The 19639-nt window shown below is 67.4% G+C and carries 21 protein-coding genes and 2 pseudogenes; 12 read left to right on the top strand and 11 right to left on the bottom strand.

Annotation, left to right across the window (positions count from 1 at the left end; translation table 11 throughout):
* Positions 1–338 precede the first annotated feature (338 nt).
* Entirely contained in the window at positions 339–1886 is a 1548-nt protein-coding gene (locus tag AC07PU_RS01780; RefSeq protein ID WP_495314734.1) for a hypothetical protein, read from the bottom strand.
* A 137-nt stretch (positions 1887–2023) separates the two neighbouring features.
* Here AC07PU_RS01780 and AC07PU_RS01775 point away from each other — a divergent pair.
* Together AC07PU_RS01775 and AC07PU_RS01770 are read left to right on the top strand one after the other, a co-directional pair.
* A pseudogene (locus AC07PU_RS01775) lies at positions 2024–2875 on the top strand (IS5 family transposase); the annotation flags it as partial.
* A gap of 241 nt (positions 2876–3116) precedes the next feature.
* The gene (locus AC07PU_RS01770) at positions 3117–3458 is read left to right on the top strand and encodes a hypothetical protein (protein WP_495314732.1); all 342 of its coding nucleotides are present in this window, start codon (positions 3117–3119) and stop codon (positions 3456–3458) included.
* Here AC07PU_RS01770 and tnpC read toward each other — a convergent pair.
* The 5 genes and pseudogenes from tnpC to AC07PU_RS01745 all read right to left on the bottom strand — a co-directional run bounded on the left by tnpC (position 3455) and on the right by AC07PU_RS01745 (position 7521).
* Positions 3455–4999 (bottom strand): annotated as a pseudogene (gene tnpC / locus AC07PU_RS01765) (IS66 family transposase). The gene AC07PU_RS01770 and the pseudogene tnpC overlap by 4 nt on opposite strands.
* A gap of 111 nt (positions 5000–5110) precedes the next feature.
* The gene (tnpB, locus tag AC07PU_RS01760) at positions 5111–5443 is read right to left on the bottom strand and encodes an IS66 family insertion sequence element accessory protein TnpB (RefSeq protein ID WP_495314729.1); all 333 of its coding nucleotides are present in this window, start codon (positions 5441–5443) and stop codon (positions 5111–5113) included.
* Positions 5440–5850, bottom strand: a complete 411-nt coding sequence (locus AC07PU_RS01755; protein WP_495314727.1) for a transposase — start codon at positions 5848–5850, stop codon at positions 5440–5442. Before AC07PU_RS01755 ends, tnpB begins: the two co-directional genes overlap by 4 nt.
* A gap of 140 nt (positions 5851–5990) precedes the next feature.
* A complete protein-coding gene (locus AC07PU_RS01750) occupies positions 5991–6407 on the bottom strand; it encodes a GNAT family N-acetyltransferase (protein ID WP_495314725.1) in 417 nt (138 codons plus the stop codon).
* Between the two features lie 115 nt (positions 6408–6522).
* Positions 6523–7521 (bottom strand): quinone oxidoreductase family protein, encoded by a 999-nt coding sequence (locus AC07PU_RS01745; RefSeq protein ID WP_495314723.1) that lies wholly within the window; start codon positions 7519–7521, stop codon positions 6523–6525.
* Between the two features lie 86 nt (positions 7522–7607).
* Between AC07PU_RS01745 and AC07PU_RS01740 the strand changes: the two genes are divergently transcribed.
* The 4 genes from AC07PU_RS01740 to AC07PU_RS01725 all read left to right on the top strand — a co-directional run bounded on the left by AC07PU_RS01740 (position 7608) and on the right by AC07PU_RS01725 (position 10471).
* Entirely contained in the window at positions 7608–7931 is a 324-nt protein-coding gene (locus AC07PU_RS01740; protein WP_057594183.1) for a 2Fe-2S iron-sulfur cluster-binding protein, read from the top strand.
* Positions 7932–7935: 4 nt separating this feature from the next.
* Positions 7936–8754, top strand: a complete 819-nt coding sequence (locus AC07PU_RS01735; protein ID WP_495314719.1) for an SDR family NAD(P)-dependent oxidoreductase — start codon at positions 7936–7938, stop codon at positions 8752–8754.
* On the top strand, positions 8751–9944 hold the full coding sequence (locus tag AC07PU_RS01730; protein WP_495314717.1) for an MFS transporter: 1194 nt from the start codon (positions 8751–8753) through the stop codon (positions 9942–9944). Before AC07PU_RS01735 ends, AC07PU_RS01730 begins: the two co-directional genes overlap by 4 nt.
* Positions 9945–10054: 110 nt before the next feature.
* Positions 10055–10471, top strand: coding sequence for a DUF1801 domain-containing protein (locus tag AC07PU_RS01725; protein ID WP_203206906.1), 417 nt, complete (start codon positions 10055–10057; stop codon positions 10469–10471).
* Positions 10472–10489: 18 nt separating this feature from the next.
* Here AC07PU_RS01725 and AC07PU_RS01720 read toward each other — a convergent pair whose 3' ends face one another.
* Positions 10490–11089, bottom strand: a complete 600-nt coding sequence (locus tag AC07PU_RS01720; RefSeq protein ID WP_495314714.1) for an NAD(P)-dependent oxidoreductase — start codon at positions 11087–11089, stop codon at positions 10490–10492.
* Entirely contained in the window at positions 11089–11796 is a 708-nt protein-coding gene (locus AC07PU_RS01715) for an NIPSNAP family protein (protein WP_495314712.1), read from the bottom strand. The genes AC07PU_RS01720 and AC07PU_RS01715 overlap by 1 nt, the downstream gene beginning before the upstream one ends.
* A gap of 131 nt (positions 11797–11927) precedes the next feature.
* On the opposite strand from AC07PU_RS01715, the gene wrbA reads away from it, so the two are divergent.
* The 6 genes from wrbA to AC07PU_RS01685 all read left to right on the top strand — a co-directional run bounded on the left by wrbA (position 11928) and on the right by AC07PU_RS01685 (position 17911).
* A complete protein-coding gene (gene wrbA, locus AC07PU_RS01710) occupies positions 11928–12545 on the top strand; it encodes an NAD(P)H:quinone oxidoreductase (protein ID WP_495314710.1) in 618 nt (205 codons plus the stop codon).
* A gap of 55 nt (positions 12546–12600) precedes the next feature.
* A complete protein-coding gene (locus AC07PU_RS01705; protein WP_495314708.1) occupies positions 12601–13449 on the top strand; it encodes an IclR family transcriptional regulator in 849 nt (282 codons plus the stop codon).
* Between the two features lie 156 nt (positions 13450–13605).
* Positions 13606–14451, top strand: coding sequence for a helix-turn-helix transcriptional regulator (locus tag AC07PU_RS01700; protein ID WP_209539853.1), 846 nt, complete (start codon positions 13606–13608; stop codon positions 14449–14451).
* A 79-nt stretch (positions 14452–14530) separates the two neighbouring features.
* On the top strand, positions 14531–15121 hold the full coding sequence (locus AC07PU_RS01695; protein WP_495314705.1) for a hemerythrin domain-containing protein: 591 nt from the start codon (positions 14531–14533) through the stop codon (positions 15119–15121).
* A 2-nt stretch (positions 15122–15123) separates the two neighbouring features.
* Positions 15124–16899 (top strand): FAD-dependent monooxygenase, encoded by a 1776-nt coding sequence (locus tag AC07PU_RS01690; RefSeq protein WP_495314703.1) that lies wholly within the window; start codon positions 15124–15126, stop codon positions 16897–16899.
* Between the two features lie 28 nt (positions 16900–16927).
* Positions 16928–17911: a Bug family tripartite tricarboxylate transporter substrate binding protein gene (locus AC07PU_RS01685; protein ID WP_495314701.1), complete on the top strand. Its 984-nt coding sequence runs from the start codon at positions 16928–16930 to the stop codon at positions 17909–17911.
* A gap of 26 nt (positions 17912–17937) precedes the next feature.
* Here AC07PU_RS01685 and AC07PU_RS01680 read toward each other — a convergent pair whose 3' ends face one another.
* The 3 genes from AC07PU_RS01680 to AC07PU_RS01670 form a co-directional block, all read right to left on the bottom strand.
* The gene (locus tag AC07PU_RS01680; RefSeq protein ID WP_495314699.1) at positions 17938–18132 is read right to left on the bottom strand and encodes a hypothetical protein; all 195 of its coding nucleotides are present in this window, start codon (positions 18130–18132) and stop codon (positions 17938–17940) included.
* Positions 18133–18249: 117 nt separating this feature from the next.
* On the bottom strand, positions 18250–19305 hold the full coding sequence (locus AC07PU_RS01675) for a hypothetical protein (protein ID WP_495314697.1): 1056 nt from the start codon (positions 19303–19305) through the stop codon (positions 18250–18252).
* Between the two features lie 100 nt (positions 19306–19405).
* Complete coding sequence (locus tag AC07PU_RS01670; protein ID WP_495314695.1) at positions 19406–19594, bottom strand: hypothetical protein; 189 nt, start codon at positions 19592–19594, stop codon at positions 19406–19408.
* Between the last annotated feature and the right edge of the window lie 45 nt (positions 19595–19639).

Here is a 19639-nt window from a genome sequence, read left to right as displayed (position 1 = left end):
AAGAGATTCGGCTTAGAGAAACAAGGCACCACATACCGTTGAAAGAAGGTCTCGCTGTCTTCGACAAAATCGTATCGGCATGCCGTGCTGACAGCGAGACACCACTTCAGCTCGCCGGCATCCCGATGTGTCCTTTTCCGCCTGCTGCGTTTAAGTGCCTTGCGCCAGCGAAGAGTCGCCACCGTCAGCTTTCAAGCAGGTCATATCTTTAGTTGCCTGGAAGGCGCTGGCGCGAATCTGCCTCGCGTGATCGATAGGGATGAGTCGTAGTGCTCGACTTTGGTCAGGCGCTCGCATGTACAGCCTAGCCCCATGCATCTTTTCTGCCTCTTTCAGCGCTACGTCAGCGATCTGGCAGCAGTTTTCACCTCCACGCCGAGTGCCACTGCGACCTTTCTATACTTGTACGGCAGATCGCTCTCAAGCACCAGAAACACCTTCACAGTGGGCGGGTGAGAGGGGTGGTCGATTGATGCCTGAGCCGTGAGCACAGCCTTGTACTTGACGACCTGGTAAAGCCCCCGCTCGTAGTCACGTTCAAATCCGTCAGAGACGGATGACTTCACCTCCACGCCGATCCACGTATCGTCAGATTTGAAGAATACGTCGATTTCGTCTCCCGAGCGCAATGCATATTCCTCGGTGGCTGTCCAATCTTGCTGGGCACCAACCAACTGAGGATTGGCTCTAACGAATGACTTGAGGGCTTTGTGCTCATCCGATTCACCACCGCCCCAGCCACCCCGCCCCGGGCTGCCAGAAGCGTTACCTAGGTCTGGCGGGAGAACGGAGGGAAGTCCAATCAGTTCGAGCAAGTCATTCCAACGACTGCCGAAACCCAAGATCCGTTGATATTCAGCCATGACCTTCGACTCTTTTTCGGATCGAGTCAACTTGTCATAGCCATACCATTTGCCACGGATACCGATACCTGGCAGGCCCTTGCTGGCTCCCTGCGATGCAACAACGACGGTCGTCAAATAGGGTATGGACTCCGCCCAAACCGCTGTCAGGTTGTCGATCAGTGCCGTCACACGGCCAAGGACATGCCCAAGGCCGCGAGCCCAGGCTACGCCATTCTTGTTCCGACGACCAAGCCGCTCTGCCAGTTCCTTATATGTCAGGGGCTGGAGCACATCGTCCTTTTGGCGCAAGACATGCTCTACAAGTATGGGCAGGGCCTTCAGCGCATACACATCAAGCGTCGACGGCTCCTCGTTCGCGTCATCAAACAGGTCGTCTTCATCCTCTTTTTCATCGGCAGAATCCTCGCCCTCGGACGGAACGGTGGTATTGACAATCGTAAGTTTTCCTGGAAAGTCGCCTTGGGGTTCAATGAGTTCGAAAAGATAGCCCGTCTCGAGTTTCTGGTCATCGGCGCCGTTGCGAGCAGCGTTGAATGCCTCGTCAACTTTCAAGCGCTCTAGCATCTGGCCGCTCGAGAACGCGAATATGCGCTTCAGTTCGTGCGCCCGATCCAGATAGAAGTGTGCAACTTTACGGTCGCCTTTTTGCAGCGCGGCGGCATCTGGTTCTGCTTCGTAACCAACCACTCGACGCCTTTCCGCAGAGGCCTTGCGCAAATTGTCGTCAGCCTCTTTTCCATGGGCGACTGCTGGCCCTTTCCAAGCTTTCGCCTTCCCTCCAATCTCCACGAATCGCCGGACCCGATCCTCCAAGTCATCGAAGATGTCGACGATTTCGTCGAGCCAAAGAGTACAGACCAGGACGCCCTCCGCGCTGAATCCGTTCCACGGGGTGTCGTGGCGAGCGTGATGGGTGCTGCGGCGATAGGTGTCAATGCCGCATGTGTTCATCCAGAACGCGTGCGGACTCTTTTCAATTTTTTCGGCTTCCAATTTCATTTTTCCGACGTTGACTTTCATTTGTTGGGCAATGGCTTTACGTGGTTTTCTCTCTCCGACTAGACATCATAGGGTCGCCGCACTGCCAGGGGTTGGTCTGCAAAACTCAGTACCGATCCGCTTAGCGTGATCCAACAAAGCCTGCGAGGATCGAAAACATGGAACAGCTTGGATCGGGCCTGAACCTGTCGACCAAGAGGACGCGCAAGCGCGAATTCCTGGAGGAGATGGAGCGCGTGGTGCAGTGGAAGGTGCTGGTCGAGATCATCGAGTCGCACTGGCCCAAGAGCAAAACGGGCCGGCCGCCGTTTGGCATCGAGACGAAGCTGCGCATCCACTACACGCAGCAGTGGTTCGGATTGAGCGACCCGGCAATTGAAGAGGCACTTCACGACATGCCGCTGTACCTGGCGTTCGCGGGCCTGAGCAGCGGCACGATCCGGATCCTCGATGAGACGACATCCTGAAGTTCCGTCATCTGCTGGAGAAGGACGATCTGCTGAAGCACCGAGGCCTCATGCTGAGATCGGGCGCGGCGGTGGACGCCATGCCGATCTCCGCGCCGAGTTTGACCAAGAACGCTGGCGGCGACAGCGATCCCGAAATGAAGCAGGCCAAGAAAAGCAACAACTGGAACTTCGGGATGATGGCCACATTGGCGTGGACATCGCCTCGGGGCTGGTGCACGCGGTGGCCACGACGCTGGCCAACGTCAACGACCTGGACATGGCTGGTGCGCTGCTACAAGGACAAGAACATGCCGCCTTCGGTGATGCCGGCTACCAGGGCGTGCACAAGCGGCCCGAGGCGGACTTCGTGGCCGAGCGGGTGGAGAAGATGGAGGCCAGCATCCGGGCCGAGGTCGAACACCCGTTTCGGGTGCTCAAGCGCCAGTTCGGGTTCACCAAGGTGCGCTATCGGCGGCTGCGCGGAACACGGGGCAGATCGTCACGCTGTTCGCGCTGGGCAATCTATGGATGGCGCGGCGACGACTGCTGGCAGTGAATGGGCGAGTGCGTCTGGATGGCGTGCCGAGCGGCTCGCACTCCGCTGCGCACGGCTGCCAATGCGATCGGCTCGGCTGCTTCACGGCCGCGCTGGGGTCCATTGCTCATTTATCGTATGCGCGCGGGCGTTCCATCTTGACGTGCTCCGCTGATTGGCATGGCGCCGGCCGTGCACCGCGCGCGATAGACTGCCCTCATCCTCGCTGCCTTGAGAGCGAGCCCGGCAATTGCTTACTGCACGAGCATGATCACACTCCAAGTCACCTATAAGAAGAATCGCATCTTTGCTCAGTACCTAGCGGCGGCCATGAATAGTGGCGGCCACCTAGCAGATGTATACCCCGGCGGGAGCTTCATGGGATATTCATTCGATGAGCTAGCGCGCATGGGTTCGGGTGATCACGATGTCGAAGCTCGGGATCCACACGACTTCCAGAACAGGGGCCAGGAGCCCGTCTATCAATCGCAGTGGCGCGCCGAAGTAGCTCGATTCGAATTCGTTTTATTTGGCTACCAAGTCGGTGCCTACACGTCGCTTGAAGTGCTCGCAGTTGCACAGCAGGTAAATGCAGTAGCGGCTGACTAGCACGAGGCTCCAGCCCTGTGGATCTGGGCGGTTGCTGGCATCCAGCGATGTGGCAAGAGTTCGTCGATGCGGCTGTTCAGATGCGTGGGCAAGCGTTCGAGAACGTCGCGTAGATAAGCGTGCGGCTCGTGACCATTCAGGCGCGCAGAATGCACCAAGGTCATGATGGCCGCGGCCCGCTGACCGGCACGTAGACTCCCGGCGAACAGCCAGTTGGAACGGCCCAGCGCGATTGGCCGGATTTGGTTCTCCACCCGGTTGTTGTCCGCCGGCAGATCGGCGTCGTCGATGTAGCGCGTGAGCGCCAGCCAGCGCTTAAGGCTGTAGTCGATGGCCTTGGCGGTCGCCGAGCCCTCGGGCACCTTCTGCCGCTGCGCGGTGAGCCATTGATGGAGTGCATCGGCCACCTTCCGTGAGCGCTCCTGGCGCACGCGTCTACGGTCTTCCGGTGCCAGCTTGGTCACGACCTGCTCGACCTCGTAGAGCTCACCGAAGTACTTCAGGGCCCGCTCGCCGATCGGGCTGCCGTGGTTGGCCCACAGCTCATGGAACTTGCGCCTGGCATGCGCCAGGCAGCCGGCCTCGGTGACGCCCAGCTCGAAGCACGCCTTGTAGCCGGAGAAGTCATCGCACACGAGGGTGCCGCGCCAGCCGTTCTCGCCGCCAAGCCGAAGGAAGGCCCGGGCGTGCTGTCCGCCGCGGCTGTCGGCGAAGTCGAACACCACTGCGGGTAGTGCGTCATAGGCCGTCGTGCAGTAGCTTCAGAGGTACGCCCGATGCGTCTTGCCGTGGCCGGGCTTGAGCATGGCCACGGGGGTCTCGTCCGCATGGAGCACCTGACTACGGAGCATCTCGCTTCTGAGTGCATCCACCAGCGGCTGCAGGTGAACGCCGCACTGGCCCACCCAAGCGGCCAGCGTCGAGCGAGGGATCGCGAGGCCCGCTCGGCCGAAGATGGCCTCCTGCCTGTACAGCGGCAGGTGATCAAGGTACTTCGCCACCAACACCTGTGCGAGCAGCCCGGCTGTCGGGATGCCCTTGTCGATGATGTGGGGCGCTACCGGCGCCTGGATCAGCGTCTCGCATCGGGCGCACACCCATTTGCCGCGGACGTGGCGCTCCACCGTGAACACGCCGGGATGGTAGTCGAGCTTCTCGGCGACGTCCTCACCGATGCGTTTGAGCACGCAGCCACACGCGCAGATTACGTTGTGAGGCTCGTGGTGTATCTCGCGACGCGGTAAATGGGAAGGAAGCGCCTGGCGCTTGGGCTGCTGCTTGCCCTGGGGTGCAGCCTTGGCCGGTGCGAGCTGCTCCAACTCCAGTTCCATCGCCGCCAGGTCTGCGTCGAGGGTGTCCTCCAGCAGATTCCTCTGCTCAGCGGTGAAGGCTTCCGACCTCGAGGCGAACTTCAGCCGCTTGAGCACGGCCATCTCGTGCGTGAGCTTGTCGATGGTGGCCTGCTTGAACGCGATCTCGCGGTCGCGCCGATCGATCTCCAGTTCACCGGCCTCCACCCGGCCCAATAGCGACTGCACCATCTCACGCAGTTGCTGCGCATCCAGGTGGTCGAGGTTGGTGGCCGTGTCGCTCACGGAAGGTGATGATGCCCCAGGACACCCGGGTGAGCATCAGCAACTTCGGCAATTGCGCTAGATCACGCGGATCACTCCGGCCTCGCCGACACGCTGCCAAGGCAGGCCCAGCACCAGGGCATCGAACTGGGAACGGCTCAGATTGAGCGTGGGAGCGGCGTCATGGGGCCAGAGGAACTTGCCCTGGTGCAGCCGTCTGGCCGCCAGCCAAATCCCGATGCCATCGTGCAGCAGCACCTTCATCCGGTTGGCGCGGCGGTTAGCGAACAAATAGGCGTGGTGGGGTCTGGCGGCACCGAAGACATGCACGACCCGCGCCAGCGCAGCTTCGGTGCCCGATCGCATGTCCAGCGGTTCGACGGCCAACCAGACAGCTTCGACCTTGATCACCGCAGCAGATCTCGCAGCCAGCCACCACACTCGCTGGCCAGCGCGGCTGGCCAGGTCACCACGACGTGCACGGCGCCGCGGCGCACCTCCATGCGGATGTCGCTGGGAGGCGCAGGCGCCTCAGCCGGCGCGGGCAACTGCACAGGCATGAATCCGCTGACTTCCGGGTTTGGGGCGGCACCAGGCAGCGCCTTCGGTACATCGATTGGCTCGGGCCTACGCGGCTGGATCTCTGCGTCACGCACCCAGCGACGCAACAGGTTAGCATTGATACCGAGAGACATCGCCACAGCCGCCATCGACATGCCGGGCTGCGCAGCCAGCGCAACGGCGTTGGCCTTGAATTCGTCGCTGTGCAGGCGGCGGCGCCGCCGATCGCTTGTGTGCTGAGGAGAGATAGTGTTCACGTGTCCACCAAGTATTAGTGGACACGAGCATCCTTTGCTCCTAGCGCCGATTCAAGATAGGTTCACGGGACGCTTACCATTTATCCGATCAATCGCCTTTACGACTCACGTTGTGCAGACGTTCCTTAGGTCAATACCGTTCAGATGCAAAGGGATGAACCCGGCACCTTGAACAAAACCGTCATCTCGGTCCGGGGCCTGCGATAGCCGCATGCCTCGAAAAACCGCTTGGCTTCGCCCAGTGCCTTCACGTAGATCGGAATGCCGGGAAACTCGGCCTCGACCGTACGCAGCAGGGATCGTCCGATGCCGGAGCTCCGTGCCGAAGGATGCACGAGCAGTTCACCCAGCATGGTGCTGAATGCGCCATCGCTGAACGCCGAGACATAGCCGAGAAGCATCCCCTCGTCGGAACGTGCATGGGCAATCAACGGATAGGCCCGGCTCGTACTGGCAAACGCCGCTTCGTCGTACCCGGAGCCCCAACCCACCGACTCCATCAGGGCACCAAACTCCTGCCACGTCACCGTTCGATCGGTCGAAACCTTGTAGTTCATGAAAGGAGAATACCGCCGCGTCGATACGGCAAATCGCGGCGCGAGGCTTCGACAAGCTCAGCCCGGACGATCAAGCACAAGCAACATCATCAGCGGCAGCCGTGCGCCGATCACTTCACGGTATCAACAACACCGACCCCACCGTCTTCCCCTGCTCCACATCCGCATGCGCCAGCGCCGCATCGGCCAGCGCATAAGTCCGGCTCACCTCGACCTTCAGCGCGCCGCTGCGCACCAGGTCGAACAGTTCGCCGCAGGCCTGGGCCCGGGTCTCGGGCGTGATGGCGTGGAAGCCGAAGCCCGGCCGGTGCAGCGCGAGGCAGCCCTTCTGCGCCAGCAGCATCAGGTCGAAGGGCGGCACCGGGCCCGAGGCGTTGCCATAGTTCACCACGGCGCCGAAGGGGCGCATGCAGTCGAAGGACGGGATGAAGGTGTCCTTGCCGACGCCGTCGAAGACGGCCGCCAGGCCCTGCGGCGCGAGTTGCTTCGTGGCGGCCACGAAATCTTCCTGGCGGTAGAGGATGGTGTGGTCGCAGCCGTGCGCGTGCGCGAACTCGGCCTTGGCCTGCGAACCGACGGTGCCGATGACGGTGGCGCCCAGGTGATGGCTCCATTGCGCGAGCAGGCTGCCGACGCCGCTCGCGGCGGCATGCACGAGGATGGTGTCGCCGGGCTGCGGCCGGTGGCAGCGGTGGATGACCACCGAAGCGGTCAGCCCCTTGAGCAGCATCGCGGCGGCCTGGCGGTCGTCGATGTCGTCGGGCAGCCGCACCAGGCAGTCGGCCGGCAGATTGCGCGCCTCGGCGTAGGCGCCGGTGTCCTGAAAGAACAGGCCGCCGGTGCCGGCATAGGCCACGCGGTCGCCCGCGCGCCATTCGGTCACCTCGGTGCCCACGGCCTCCACCACGCCGGCCGCCTCGTTGCCGAGGATGACGGGGAAGCGCGGGCCGCGGCCGAGGTAGAAGCCGCCGTTGCGCACGTTGATGTCGGAGAAGTTGAGGCCGATGGCGGTGTGGCGCACGCGCACCTGGCGCGGCGCGGGCGGCGGCAGTTCGAGGTTCAGGGCTTCGAGGACCTCGGGCCCGCCGTGGCGATGGATGGCGATGGATTGCATGCCGCGAGTGTGCGCAGGAGTGCCGTGCCGCGCCCGTCCCCTCCGAGGGGACTGACACCACGGCGAGCGCGCCCGACAGTGGCGCCATGACCAAGGCCACCTTCATCTGCGCCGACGGCGCCCGCCGCGACGTCGACGTTCCCGTCGGCACCAACCTCATGCGCGCCGCCTGCGACCACGGCATCGACGAAATCGTCGGCGACTGCGGCGGCTCGCTCAGTTGCGCCACCTGCCATGTCTTCGTGGAAGACGGCCCCGCGGACGCACTGCCCGCCATGGCCTCGACCGAGGACCAGATGCTCGACTACACGGCCGCGCCGCGCCAGGCCACGAGCCGGCTCTCGTGCCAGCTCGTGATGAGCGCGGCGCTCGACGGCCTGGTGCTGCGCATCGCCAACCCGCAGGTCTGACGCCATGACCGCGAACTGGCTGCAATTGGAAGACAAGGTCTGCGTGGTCACCGGCGCGGCCGGCGGCATCGGCATCGAGATCGCGCGCGAGCTCGCGTCGGTGGGCGCCAGGGTGGCGCTGCTCGACCGCGACGAAGCGGGCGCGGCCCGCGCCGCGGCCGACATCGCGGAAAGCGGTGCGCGAGCGATCGCGCTGGGCTGCGACATCACCGACAAGGCCGACGTGGAACGCGCCGCTGCCGCAGTGGAGCGCGAGCTCGGCCGCTGCGACGTGCTGGTGAACAACGCGGCCACGATCTACGCCGCGGCGCTGATGGACATCGACATCGAGCGCTGGCACCGGCTGATGGCGGTGAACCTCGACGGCTTCCTGCTGTGCGCGCAGGAATTCGGCCGCCAGATGATCGCCGCGGGCGGCGGCAGCATGGTGCACGTGGCCTCGATCTCGGGGCGCGTGCCGCAGCCCTACAGCGGCCCCTACAGCATCAGCAAGGCGGGCGTGAAGATGCTGTCGCAACTGCTGGCGGTGGAGCTCGGCGAGCACCGCATCCGCAGCAACGTGGTGAGCCCGGCGATGGTGCGCACGCCGCTCACCGAGGGCATCTACACCCAGCCCGAGGTGCTCGCGAAGCGCGAGGCCATCGTGCCGGCCGGACGCATCAGCGGACCGAAGGACATCGCCGAGGTGGTGGCCTTCCTGGCCAGCCCCCGCTCGGGCTACGTGAACGGGCAGGACCTGCTGGTCGACGGCGGCCTCAGCACCACCTGGCTGTCGCTGATTCCCCGCCCCGGTTTCGAGAAGCAGGACGCGCAGGCCCGATGACCCGCGTGCGGCCCGGGGGCCTGGCGGCGTTGGCCACGGTGCACTGCTGCAGCAGCGCGATGATGCGCGTCTGCGACCCGATGCTGCCCGCGCTGGCGCAGAACTTCGGCGTCACCACCGGCCGCGCTGCCCTCACGGTATCGGTCTACGCGGTCGCCTATGGGCTGCTGCAGCTGCTGTTCGGCCCGCTCGGCGACCGCTTCGGCAAGCGCCGCACCATCGGCTTCGCGGCGCTGGGCTGCGTGGCCGGCAACCTGCTCGCGCTGGCGGCGATGAGCCTCGAGATGCTCGTGGTGGCGCGCTTCCTCGCCGGCGCCGCGGCCGCCGGCATCATCGCGCTGGTGCTGGCCTGGGTCGGCGACACCGTGCCCTACGCCGAGCGGCAGCCGGTGCTGGCGCGCTTCCTGATGCTGTCGCTGGGCGGGATGATCGCCGGGCAGTGGGTGTCGGGCGTGCTCACCGAATGGCTGGGCTGGCGCGCCGTGTTCGCGCTGCTGGCCGTCGTGTTCTGCGTCGGCGGGCTCGCGATCAGCCTCAACCGCGAGGTGCGCGCCGAGCCGGTGCGCGCGCCGTCCGGCCACGGCCATGGGCATCTGCGCGACATCCTGCGCGTGCTGGCCGAGCCCTGGGCGCGCTGGATGCTGCTGGTGGTGATGGCCGAGGGCGCCTTCGCCTTCTCGGGCCTGGCCTTCCTGCCGGCCTTCCTGGTGCGCGAATACGGTCTCGGGCTCTCGAGCGCGGCGGGCGTGGTGGCGCTCTATGGCGTGGGCGGCTTCTTCTACGCCTTCGCGGCGCGCCGGCTGCTGGCCGTGTTCGGCGAAGGCGGGCTGGTGTTGGGCGGCGGCATCGCGCTGGGCCTGGGCTGGCTGGCGCTCGCGCTCGGCCAGCACTGGGCGCTGGCGCTGCCGGCCTGCCTGGTGGCGGGCCTGGGCTTCTACGCGCTGCACGGCACGCTGCAGACCCATGCCACGCAAATGGTGCCCGCGCTGCGCGGCACCGCGGTCAGCCTGTTCGCCTCCACCATGTTCCTCGGCATCGCACTCGGCGTGGCCGTGGCGTCGGCGGCGGTGGACCGCATCGGCACGCGGCCGGTGTTCCTGGCCTGCGCGGTGGCGCTGCTGGCGATCGGCGCGGGCTTCGCGCTGAGCCTGCGGCAGCGGGCGGCGGCGCAGCCGCGGACCATCGGCTGAGGCCGCGCCCACGGCGCTTTTCTTCCGGCATGCGCCGCGCGTATGCAGAATGCGTTCCCACGCAGGGGCGCCGGATCCGCCGGGCCTCATGGAAAAAGCCAGGAGCACCCATGAAGAAATCCGAGTCGGGCACCGACCCCGCGATCTCCGCGCAGATCGACCAGAAGATCGCCGAGCTCGGCGACTGGCGCACCCAGACGCTGGGCCGCATGCGGCAGCTGATCAAGGAGGCCGATCCGGAGATCGTCGAGGAACTCAAGTGGATGGGCACGCCGACCTGGTCGCACGACGGCATCGTCTGCACCGGCGAGTCGTACAAGGGGAAAGTGAAGCTGACCTTCGCCAAGGGCGCCTCGCTCGCGGATGCGGCCGGCCTGTTCAACGCGAGCCTCGAGGGCAATGCGCGGCGCGCGATCGACATCGGCGAAGGCGAGACGGTCGATGCGCAGGCCTTCAAGGCGCTGATCCAGGAAGCGGTGGCGTTCAACGTGACGAAGAAGGCGGCGAAGGCGAAGCGCCCGGCATAGCCCGCCGCGGATGAAAGCTCAGTCGCCGATGCCCACCAGCTGCCGCGGATACCGCCGCGCCTCGAGCTCGTCGACCAGTGCGCAGGCGAAGTCCGCATAAGAAATACCGCTGCGACCCTGCGCATCGCTGACCAGCGCGCCGACCGCGCAACGGTAGCGGCCGCTGCGCTCGCCCGGCGCGATGCGCGCGGCGGGCGCGAGGCAGGTCCAGTCGAGCCCCGAGGCGGCGAGCAGGGCCACCGCTTCCTCGTGCGCCTTGACCTTGGGCAGCAGTTCGGCCGGGAAGTCCGCCGTGTCGGCCAGCCGCCGGCCCGGCGCCACCGCGAGACCGCCGGCACCGCCGACGGTGACGATGCGCGCGACGCCCGCCGTGCGCAGCGCCTGCAGCATCGAGGCCGTGGCACGCACCAGCAGCGGCGCCAGCTCGGCCGGCGCGCCGTAGGCGCTGACCAGCACGTCCTGCCCCTGCAAACCGCGCGCGAGCGCCTCCGCATCGAACACGTCGAATTCGGCGCGCGGCAAGGGCCGCAGCAGGTGGCCGCGCCGCTCGGCCTCGAGCGCGACGTGGCGTCCCACGCGCCCGCTGCCGCCCACCAGCGCGATCTTCAGCGGCGGCATCAGGCGAGGCGGCCCAGCCCGGCGCGAATGGTCGCGCCCGGCGCGGGCTCGAGCAGGTTGACCTCGGCGCGCTGGAACAGCGCCGTGCCATGGCGCGCGCGCTGCGCTCCGAACTCGGCCTGCAGCGCGGCATCGCGGTCGAGCCGCTGGCGGCCGGCATGCCAGGTCGCGGCATCGGGCCAGGCGTAGAGCAACACGACCTTCTGCATGCCGGCGCCGGCCGCCATGTCCCACACGGCGAGCACGCGCGCGCCGGCTTCGCGCACGCGCGGCAGCCAGGTCTCGTGCAGGAACGCATTGGCGTTGGCGTTCTGCCCGGGCGCGATCTGCTGCTGCACCAGCTCGTGCAGGCCGTCCACCGGCACGGCAGCGTCGGCTCCCGCGAGCGCCGGCCAGGCGGCGTTCGGCTTCAGGAAGAACAGGTCGTGGCGCTCCACCATCTCGTGGCCCGCGTTGGTCTCGGCGCGCACGCGCCACCACTCGGCGTCGGCATAGAAGCTGGCCCACACGGCCTCGCGGTGCGCGTAGTCGCGGTAGGCCATCAGGTAGACGAAGCGCGGCGCGTCGGGCCCGGCCACGGCCTGCCAGCGCGCGACGCAGTCGACGCCGTGCTTCTCGAACAGGGCCGGGAAATGGTGGTTGAAGCGGTCGTGCACGTCGGCCATGCGGCCCGGTGCCACCGCGTAGAGACGCAGTTCGTGGATCATGGCCGCCACCATAGCCATGGCGCGGCGGCTGTCTGTCCCGCCGCAGGGGGGCATACCGCGCGCGGGGCGCTGCCTATGCTGGCCGGCGGCGGGCACCGCGCCCGCGACAACAACAACCCGACCCGCGCACCATGGCCAAGCTCACCATCGTCTACTACAGCAGCACCGGCCACACCTGGCGCATCGCCCAGGCCATCGAGGAAGGCGCGCGCGCCATGGGCGCCGAAACGCGCCTGCGCAAGGTGCGCGAACTCGCGGGCCCCGAGACCATCGATGCCAAGCCGGCCTGGAAGGAACACCTGCAGGCCACGCGCGAGGTGCCCGAGGCCACGCCCGACGACCTCGCCTGGGCCGACGGCTTCGTGTTCGGCACGCCCACGCGCTTCGGCCTGCCAGCCGCGCAGCTCAAGCAGTTCATCGACACGCTGGGCCCGCTGTGGGCCGCGGGCGGGCTGCAGGACAAGGTGGCGGGCGCCTTCACGGGTGCCGGCAACCTGCACGGCGGACAGGAATCGACGCTGCTCGCGCTGCACAACATCTTCTATCACTGGGGTTCGGTCATCGTGCCGGTGGGCTACACCGACAAGCGGATCTCGGCGGCCGGCGGCAACCCCTACGGCAGCAGCTTCAGCGACGGCCGCGGCCAGGGCCTGCCCGCGGAGAAGCTCGATGCCGCGCGCTTCCAGGGCGAGCGGCTCGCGCGCTTCGCGGGCGTGCTGGCGGCGGCCCGCGCACAGGCCGCCGGCTGAGGCCGGCGGCGACCATGCCCGTGCTAGTCTCGTGCGGATGGTCCCGCCCTCCCCCATGAAAGATGCGAAGTCCGGCCACGGCGCCGACGAGACGAACGGCGCGGGCCCTGGCGCCGGCGACGAGGACGCGGGCGGCGTGCAGGCGGTCGACACCGCGGTGCGCGTGCTGTCCGCGCTGATCGACACCGGCGCGCCGCTGATGCTCAAGACCGTGGCCGAGCGCGCCGAGATGCAGCCGCCGAAGGCGCACCGCTACCTCGTGAGCTTCTGCCGCAGCGGGCTGGCCGAGCGCGATGCCGCCAGCGGCGGCTACCGGCTCGGGCCGCTGGCGGTGCGGCTGGGCCTCGCGGCGCTGCGCCGGCTCAACGTGGTGCAGGTGGCCTCGCCCACGCTGGGCGAACTGCGCGACGAACTCGGCTTCACCGTCGGCCTCGCGGTCTGGGGCGCGGCCGGGCCAACCTTCGTGCGCTTCGAGGAGACCAACGACGCGCTGATCATCAGCGGCCGCCCCGGCTCGGTGATGCCGATGCTGACCTCCTCCACCGGACGCATCTTCGGCGCCTACCTGCCGGCCTCGGTGACGGCGCCGCTGATCGACCGCGAGCTGTCGGGCGTGCCGCATCCGGGCGCGACGCCGAACCCGGCCGCCGGGAAGATGACGCGTGCCGACGTCGAGACGCTGTTCGAGTCGGTGCGCAAGCGCAAGCTCGCGCGCATCCAGGGCGACCTCAATCCGGGGCTGCATGGCGTGTCGGCGCCGATCTTCGACCACGCGGGCGCGGTGGCCGGCGTGATGACCGTGATGGGCTCGGCCGGCCTGATCGACACCCGGCTCGACGGCCACGTGGCGACGGTGCTGTCGGCGCGCGCCGAGGACGTTTCGCGGCGCATGGGCTGGGGCTGAAACCGCCTGCCGCAGCGCAGCGGAGGGTTTCTCCTCACACAGTCAGGATTTCGATGAGCGTAATCTGATTACGGAATTTGAAACCTGCTCGGAACACAGAAGTCCGGGCAGTTGGCGCCCCGAAGGCGCCTGGCGGTACCCCAGGAGACAACGATGATGACGGTGATGATCCAGGACCGGCCCGCGGCCGCCTCCTCCTCGGAAGCGCAGCTCGCGCGCCTGGTCGACGGCATGGGCAGCGAACGCTTCGCGCCCGCGCTCGCGAACTACCTGCATGCGCTGTGCGGCGCCGATCACTTCGCGGCCTTCCGCCTCGGCCAGGACGAGCTGCGCGAAGTGGCGGCCTGCTGCGTGCAGCCCGAGCGCACCGCGCGCGACCGCGTCGAGAGCTACGTCAAGCAGGGCCTGTGGAAGCACGACCCGGCCATGACCGAAGCCCAGCGCCGCGTCGACGGCGCGGCCGCCACCATCATCCACGTCGACTTCAGCGACCACGAATACGACGACCTGCGCCCGCGCGTCTATCCGCACGTGCGCGACCGCATCCTGCTGTGCGGCCGCGGCACCAACGGCGCCTTCGGCCTCAGCGTGCTGCGCGCCGACCCGCACACGCCGTTCGCGCACGACGGCATCGAGCGCCTCGCGCAGGCGGCCGAGCTGCTGCTGGCGATGCTCTCGAAGCACGCCGACGTCTGCCAGAGCCGGCCCGACGTGTCGCAGGCGCTGACCACGCTCGAGGAGATCGAGAACTGCATCGTGGCGACCAGCCCGCTGCCGCGCCGCGAGGCCGAGGTCTGCGCGCGCATCCTCTACGGGCTGTCGTCGGTCGGCATCGCGCTCGACCTCGCCGTGAGCGAGGAGACCGTGAAGACCTACCGCAAGCGCGCCTACCAGCGGCTGGTGATCGGCAGCGAACGCGAGCTGCTGACCTGGTACCTCGCGCGCTGGGGCCGCTGGAGCGCGGAGCGCTTCCAGACGATGGCCTCGCGCGCGCTGCACTAGCCCCATCGAGCGTCCCCTGCAGCGGGACTGACCCCGGCGCCCGGCTGTGCCCCAATGAGGCCATGCCCGAGTCGCACCGATGCCGCCCCTGCTCCAACCCTCCGCCGTCCAGCTGATCCTCGAGGATCACCAGGCCCTCGCGACGGTGCTGCGGGCCCTGGGCGACAGCATCGAGCAGGCGCGCCGCTCGGCCCGGCGGCCCGATTTCGACGAGCTGCGCGCCATGCTGTTCTACCTCGACGAGATGCCCGCGCGCATGCACCACGCGAGCGAGAGCGAGCTGCTGTTCCCGAAGATCCGCGAGCGCTGCCCCGCGCTGCGCCCGGTGCTGGCCCGGCTCGAGGCCGAGCACGAGCGCGGCGAGTCGTCGGTGCGCGAGCTCGAGCATGCGCTGACCGCCTGGGAGCTGATGGGCGAGGTGCACCGCGAATCCTTCCAGCTGCTGCTGCACACGCACTCGACCGTCTACCTCGGCCACATGGAGGTCGAGGAAAGCTACGTGCTGCCGGTGGCCGCCGACTACCTCTCGCCCGCCGACTGGCGCGAACTCGCCGAGGCGCTGGCGCGCCAGCGCGGCGACACCGATGCCGCGATGACGCAGGGCCACCGCGCGCTGTTCGCGCGCATCACCGCCCGCACCTCCTGCCCCGATCCCACGCTCCAGAAATGACCATGCAAGACATCGACGTTCCCGTTCTCATCGTCGGCGGCGGAGGCTGCGGCCTAGCGGCCTCGCTGTTCCTCTCGCGCCAGGGCATCGCGAGCCTGCTGATCGAACGCCATCCGGCGCCGGGCCGGCTGCCCAAGGCGCGCTACATCAGCCAGCGCACCATGGAACTGCTGCGCCAGTTCGAGGTGGCCGAGCGCGTCTACGAGCGCTCGATGCCGCTGGCCCACATCTCGCACATCCGCTGGTGCACCACGCTGGCCGGCGACGGCGAGCTCGACCGCCGCACCTTCTACCGCATCGAGTCCTTCGGCGGCGGCTCGCTCGCGCAGCACTATGCGAAGGACAGCCCCTGCGAATCCACGCTCTACCCGCAGGTGCGCATGGAGCCGCTGCTGCGCGAGCTGGCCTCGGCCGAGGCGAACGCGCAGGTGCGCTACCACCACCAGCTGCAGTCCTTCGAGCGGGACGACAACGGCGTGACCGCGCGCGTGCTCGACCGCGACAGCGGCGAGGAATACCGCGTGCGCGCGAAGTACCTGATCGGCGCCGACGGCGGCAAGACCGTGGGCCCGACGCTGGGCGCGGTGATGAGCGGCGCGACCGACCTCGCGCACATGGTCACGGTCTACTTCCGCGCCGACCTCTCGAAGTACTGGGACGACGACCACTCGATGACCACCTGGTTCGTCAACCCCGAGGGCGGCTCCTGGGCCAGCGGCGTGCTGGGCCAGCTCGGGCCCACGCGCTTCGGCCGGCATTCCGAGGAGTGGATGTTCCACTTCAGCTTCCGGCCCGACGACCCTTCGCGCTTCGAGGAGGCGTCGCTGCTGCCGCGCATGCGCGAGCTGCTCAAGATCCCCGACCTGCATCCCGACATCATCGGCATCGGCCACTGGACGGTCGAGGGCGTGCTGGTCGACCGCTACCGCTGGGGCCGCGCGCTGCTCGCGGGCGATGCCGCGCACCGCCATCCGCCGACCACCGGCCTGGGCCTGAACTCGGCGATCCAGGACGCGCACAACCTGGCCTGGAAGCTCGCGGCCGTGCTCAAGGGCGAGGCGCACGACAGCCTGCTCGACAGCTACGAGGCCGAGCGCCGCCCGGTGGCCGCGTTCAACATCCAGTGGGCGCTGATGACCTTTCAGAACCACCAGCTCACCGATGCCGGCATCGGCCTGGTGCGCGGCAATGCCGAGCTGAGCCAGGCGAACTTCCGCCGCTACTTCGCCGACGACGCCGAGGGCCGCACGCGGCGCGCGCGGCTGGCACAGATCATGGAAGTGCAGCGCATGGAATGGCAGGCGCACGACATCGAACTGGGCTACCACTACGAGCTCGGCGCCGTCATGCCCGACGGTACGCGCACGCCCGAGCGCGATCCGCTGGGCCAGACCTACGTGCCCACCACCCGGCCCGGCCATCGGTTGCCGCATGCCTGGCTCGAGCGCGACGGCAAGAGGATCTCCACGCTCGACCTGGTGCGCCCCGGCCGCTTCACGCTGCTGACCGGCCGCCAGGGCTCGGCCTGGGCCGATGCCGCGGCCACGCTGGCGCATGGGGCCGGCCTGCCGGTGGACATCGTCGAGATCCACGACACGGCCGCGGTGCGCGACGTCGAAGGAACCTGGCGCTGCCTGCGCGGCGTCTCGTCGGACGGCGCGATCCTGGTGCGGCCCGACCAGCACGTGGCCTGGCGCGCGATGGGCCGCGGCGACAGCGCGCGCGGCCAGCTCGCGGCGGCCTTTGCGAAGATCCTGCAGCGCGATCTCGCGGCCTGACATTCCAACGAACGAGGAGACAGCCACCATGCAACGACGCACCCTGCTTTCGCTCCTGGCCACCGGCGCCCTGGCACCCGCGGCCTTCGGCGCCGCGGCGCAAGGCAGCTGGCCCAGCCAGCCGATCCGCCTGATCGTGCCCTACCCGGCCGGCGGCGGCACCGACTTCTTCGCGCGCCTGGTCGCGCCCGGCATGGGCGAGGTGCTGGGCCAGCCGGTGATCGTGGACAACCGCCCCGGTGCCTCCGGCATCATCGGCGCGACCGCCGTGGCCAAGCAGCTCGCGCCCGACGGCCACACCTTCCTGCTCGGCGACATGACCACCTATGCGGTCAACCCTGCCATGTTCGACAAGCTGTCGTACGACCCGCTCAAGGACCTGCGCACCGTGACCATGACGGCGAAGTTCGACTTCCTGCTGGTCGTCAACCCGAACACGCTGCCCGTGCGCAATCTGCAGGAGCTGATCGCGCTGGCCGCGCGCACGCCCGAGGGCCTGAACTACGGCTCGCCGAGCGTGGGCACCACGCATCACCTCGCCACCGAGCTGCTGGCGCGCGAGACCGGCATGAAGCTGGTCGCCATCACCTACAAGGGCGGCGGCCCCGCGGTGCAGGACCTGCTGGGCGGCCAGGTGGGCCTGATGTTCCTAGACCGCGCCACCGCGCGGCCGCACATCGAGTCGGGCCGGCTGCGCCCGATCGCCGCCGCCGGCGCCAGGCGCATCGCTGCCTATCCCGAGGTGCCGACCGTGGCCGAGCAGGGCGTGAAGGGTTTCGAGGTCGAGGGCTGGCAGGGCTTCAGCGTGCGAACAGGCACGCCCGATGCCGTGGTGCAGGCACTGCAGGCGGCCTATCTCAAGGCCATCGCGCCGCCCGAGATCCGGCGCAAGCTCGGCGAGGCGGGCATCGACCCGGTGGGCGGCACGCCCGAGCAGTTCACCCAGTACATCCAGTCGGAGACCGTCAAGTGGGGCCGCGTGGTGCGGGAGCGCGGCATCAAGGCCGAATGACGGCGGCTTGAACGTCTGCTCGACGGCTACTTGAGGCAGGCCTTGGTGAAGACGCCGTCGTGCGCGGCCGTGGCCTCGCAGGCCGGCGCGGCGGTCTGGATGACCGTGGCGGTGGCGGCATCTTCCTTCTCCACCGCCCAGGCCATGGGCGCGAGGATTGCGAGGAAGAACGAACCCAACAGGGCAGCACCGGCTGCCAGCGATCCAATTTTTTTCGTCATGTGCGGCTCCTGGTGCTTGCCGGGCAACAGGCCCGACGCATGGGGACCGATCGTGGGGGCCGGACGGGTGGGGACCCGTCAGTGCCGGAGCACGGCGCTTGTAGGCGGGCGCTTATTTCAGTAATGGCAGAGCAGGCCGGTGCAATCGTAGGCGGTAGTGAAAACAAGATTGCTCCGAGTCTCCTCCACGCCAATGTTGCTGGGAAACGCGCCCTTGCTTCCCTCCTCGTTCAACAGGGCAACGAATGCCTTCTGGTATTCGGGGTCGCTCAAACCGATCGCCGCGCCACCCTTCAGATCCAGCTTCGTCAGGTGATGCTTGAACACCGTCTTCTGAGCCGTGTCTTGAACGTACAAGCTCTCCGTCGTCGCGGTGGGAATGTCCGTCAAGAAGATCTTGCCGTCAGCGCCTAGCCGGTTTCCCTGGGAAACGCGCTCCTCATAGGTCTTTGCAACGGGGTTCAATGTGAAGGAACAGCGAGCAGTCGTCGGTTGTTCGCGCACGACCCGTGCACGTATCTGTGGCGTGCCACCTGTCGTATCGATCCCGACCTCGACATTGCAATATCCATCGCTTCCCATCTTGTTCAAGGACGCCAGGAATTCCGGCTTGTCCGAGTCCTTCATCGGAAATGCACCTGCATCGGCGTATTCGTACTTGATGTTCGCCGCGGTGTCCTTGCTGAAGAGGACACGGCCCGCTCCGGGCTCAAGAAGGAGCCTTGCCGTCGAGTTGAGCTTGTAGCCTTCTGCACCGAGGGCCTGCAGCCTGGAAAGGTCCACGGCGTCGGATGCGGGAGCCAGGCGATGAACATATTCGGTTTTTTCGACACCCCAATACACCCCTCGGAGCGCCCCGCCCGCGCTGGAAATCGGAAGCAGATAGAAAAGTCTCTGCCCCGAAAACTTGGGAGTCTGGAGCTCCGTAAAAAGCGGATCCAAGCCGGCGAGCCCGGCATCTCCCAACGCAAAGGTGTAGCGCGTCGTCGCCATGGGAGGCTTCGGCGGATCGACCGGCGTCTCCGTCTGCGGCGTATCCGAGCCCGACGTGGGTGGCGTCGTCACGGGCAGTACGGGAAACCCTCCACCGCCGCCTCCTCCACCTCCACACGCAGAAATCGACAGGGCAAGACAAACCGAAAGGGCGACCCGCCCTTTTCCATTCTTCGACATTGGAGCTCCTCAGGTTCTTATATGCGCTGACATTCGTCATCAGCTTCAAGGGGTGTGACCCCCTCGACATCATCTCAGAGTCGTTCCTGCCGTTTTCCGCTCAGTGGCGTGCTCGCAACGATCCAAGCTCGACCGCGATCGGCCCCGTGAGCGCCGCAGGCAGCAGGATCTTGCTTTCCTGCGCCACGAAGAAGTCGATGAGCACGATCGCCGCGCCCGCCGTGGCGCGGATCCGCTCGGCCGACTGGCGCGCGCGGCGCATGACGGCCGGAGTGTCGTAGGCCAGCAAACGACCGCCGCGCCGACGATATGGCCGTCGACCAAAGCGAATATC

Source organism: Variovorax sp. GW821-FHT10D07 (assembly GCF_059415325.1).
The sequence above is the reverse complement of the archived record's forward strand: the minus strand, read 5'-3'. Positions and strand labels throughout refer to the sequence as shown.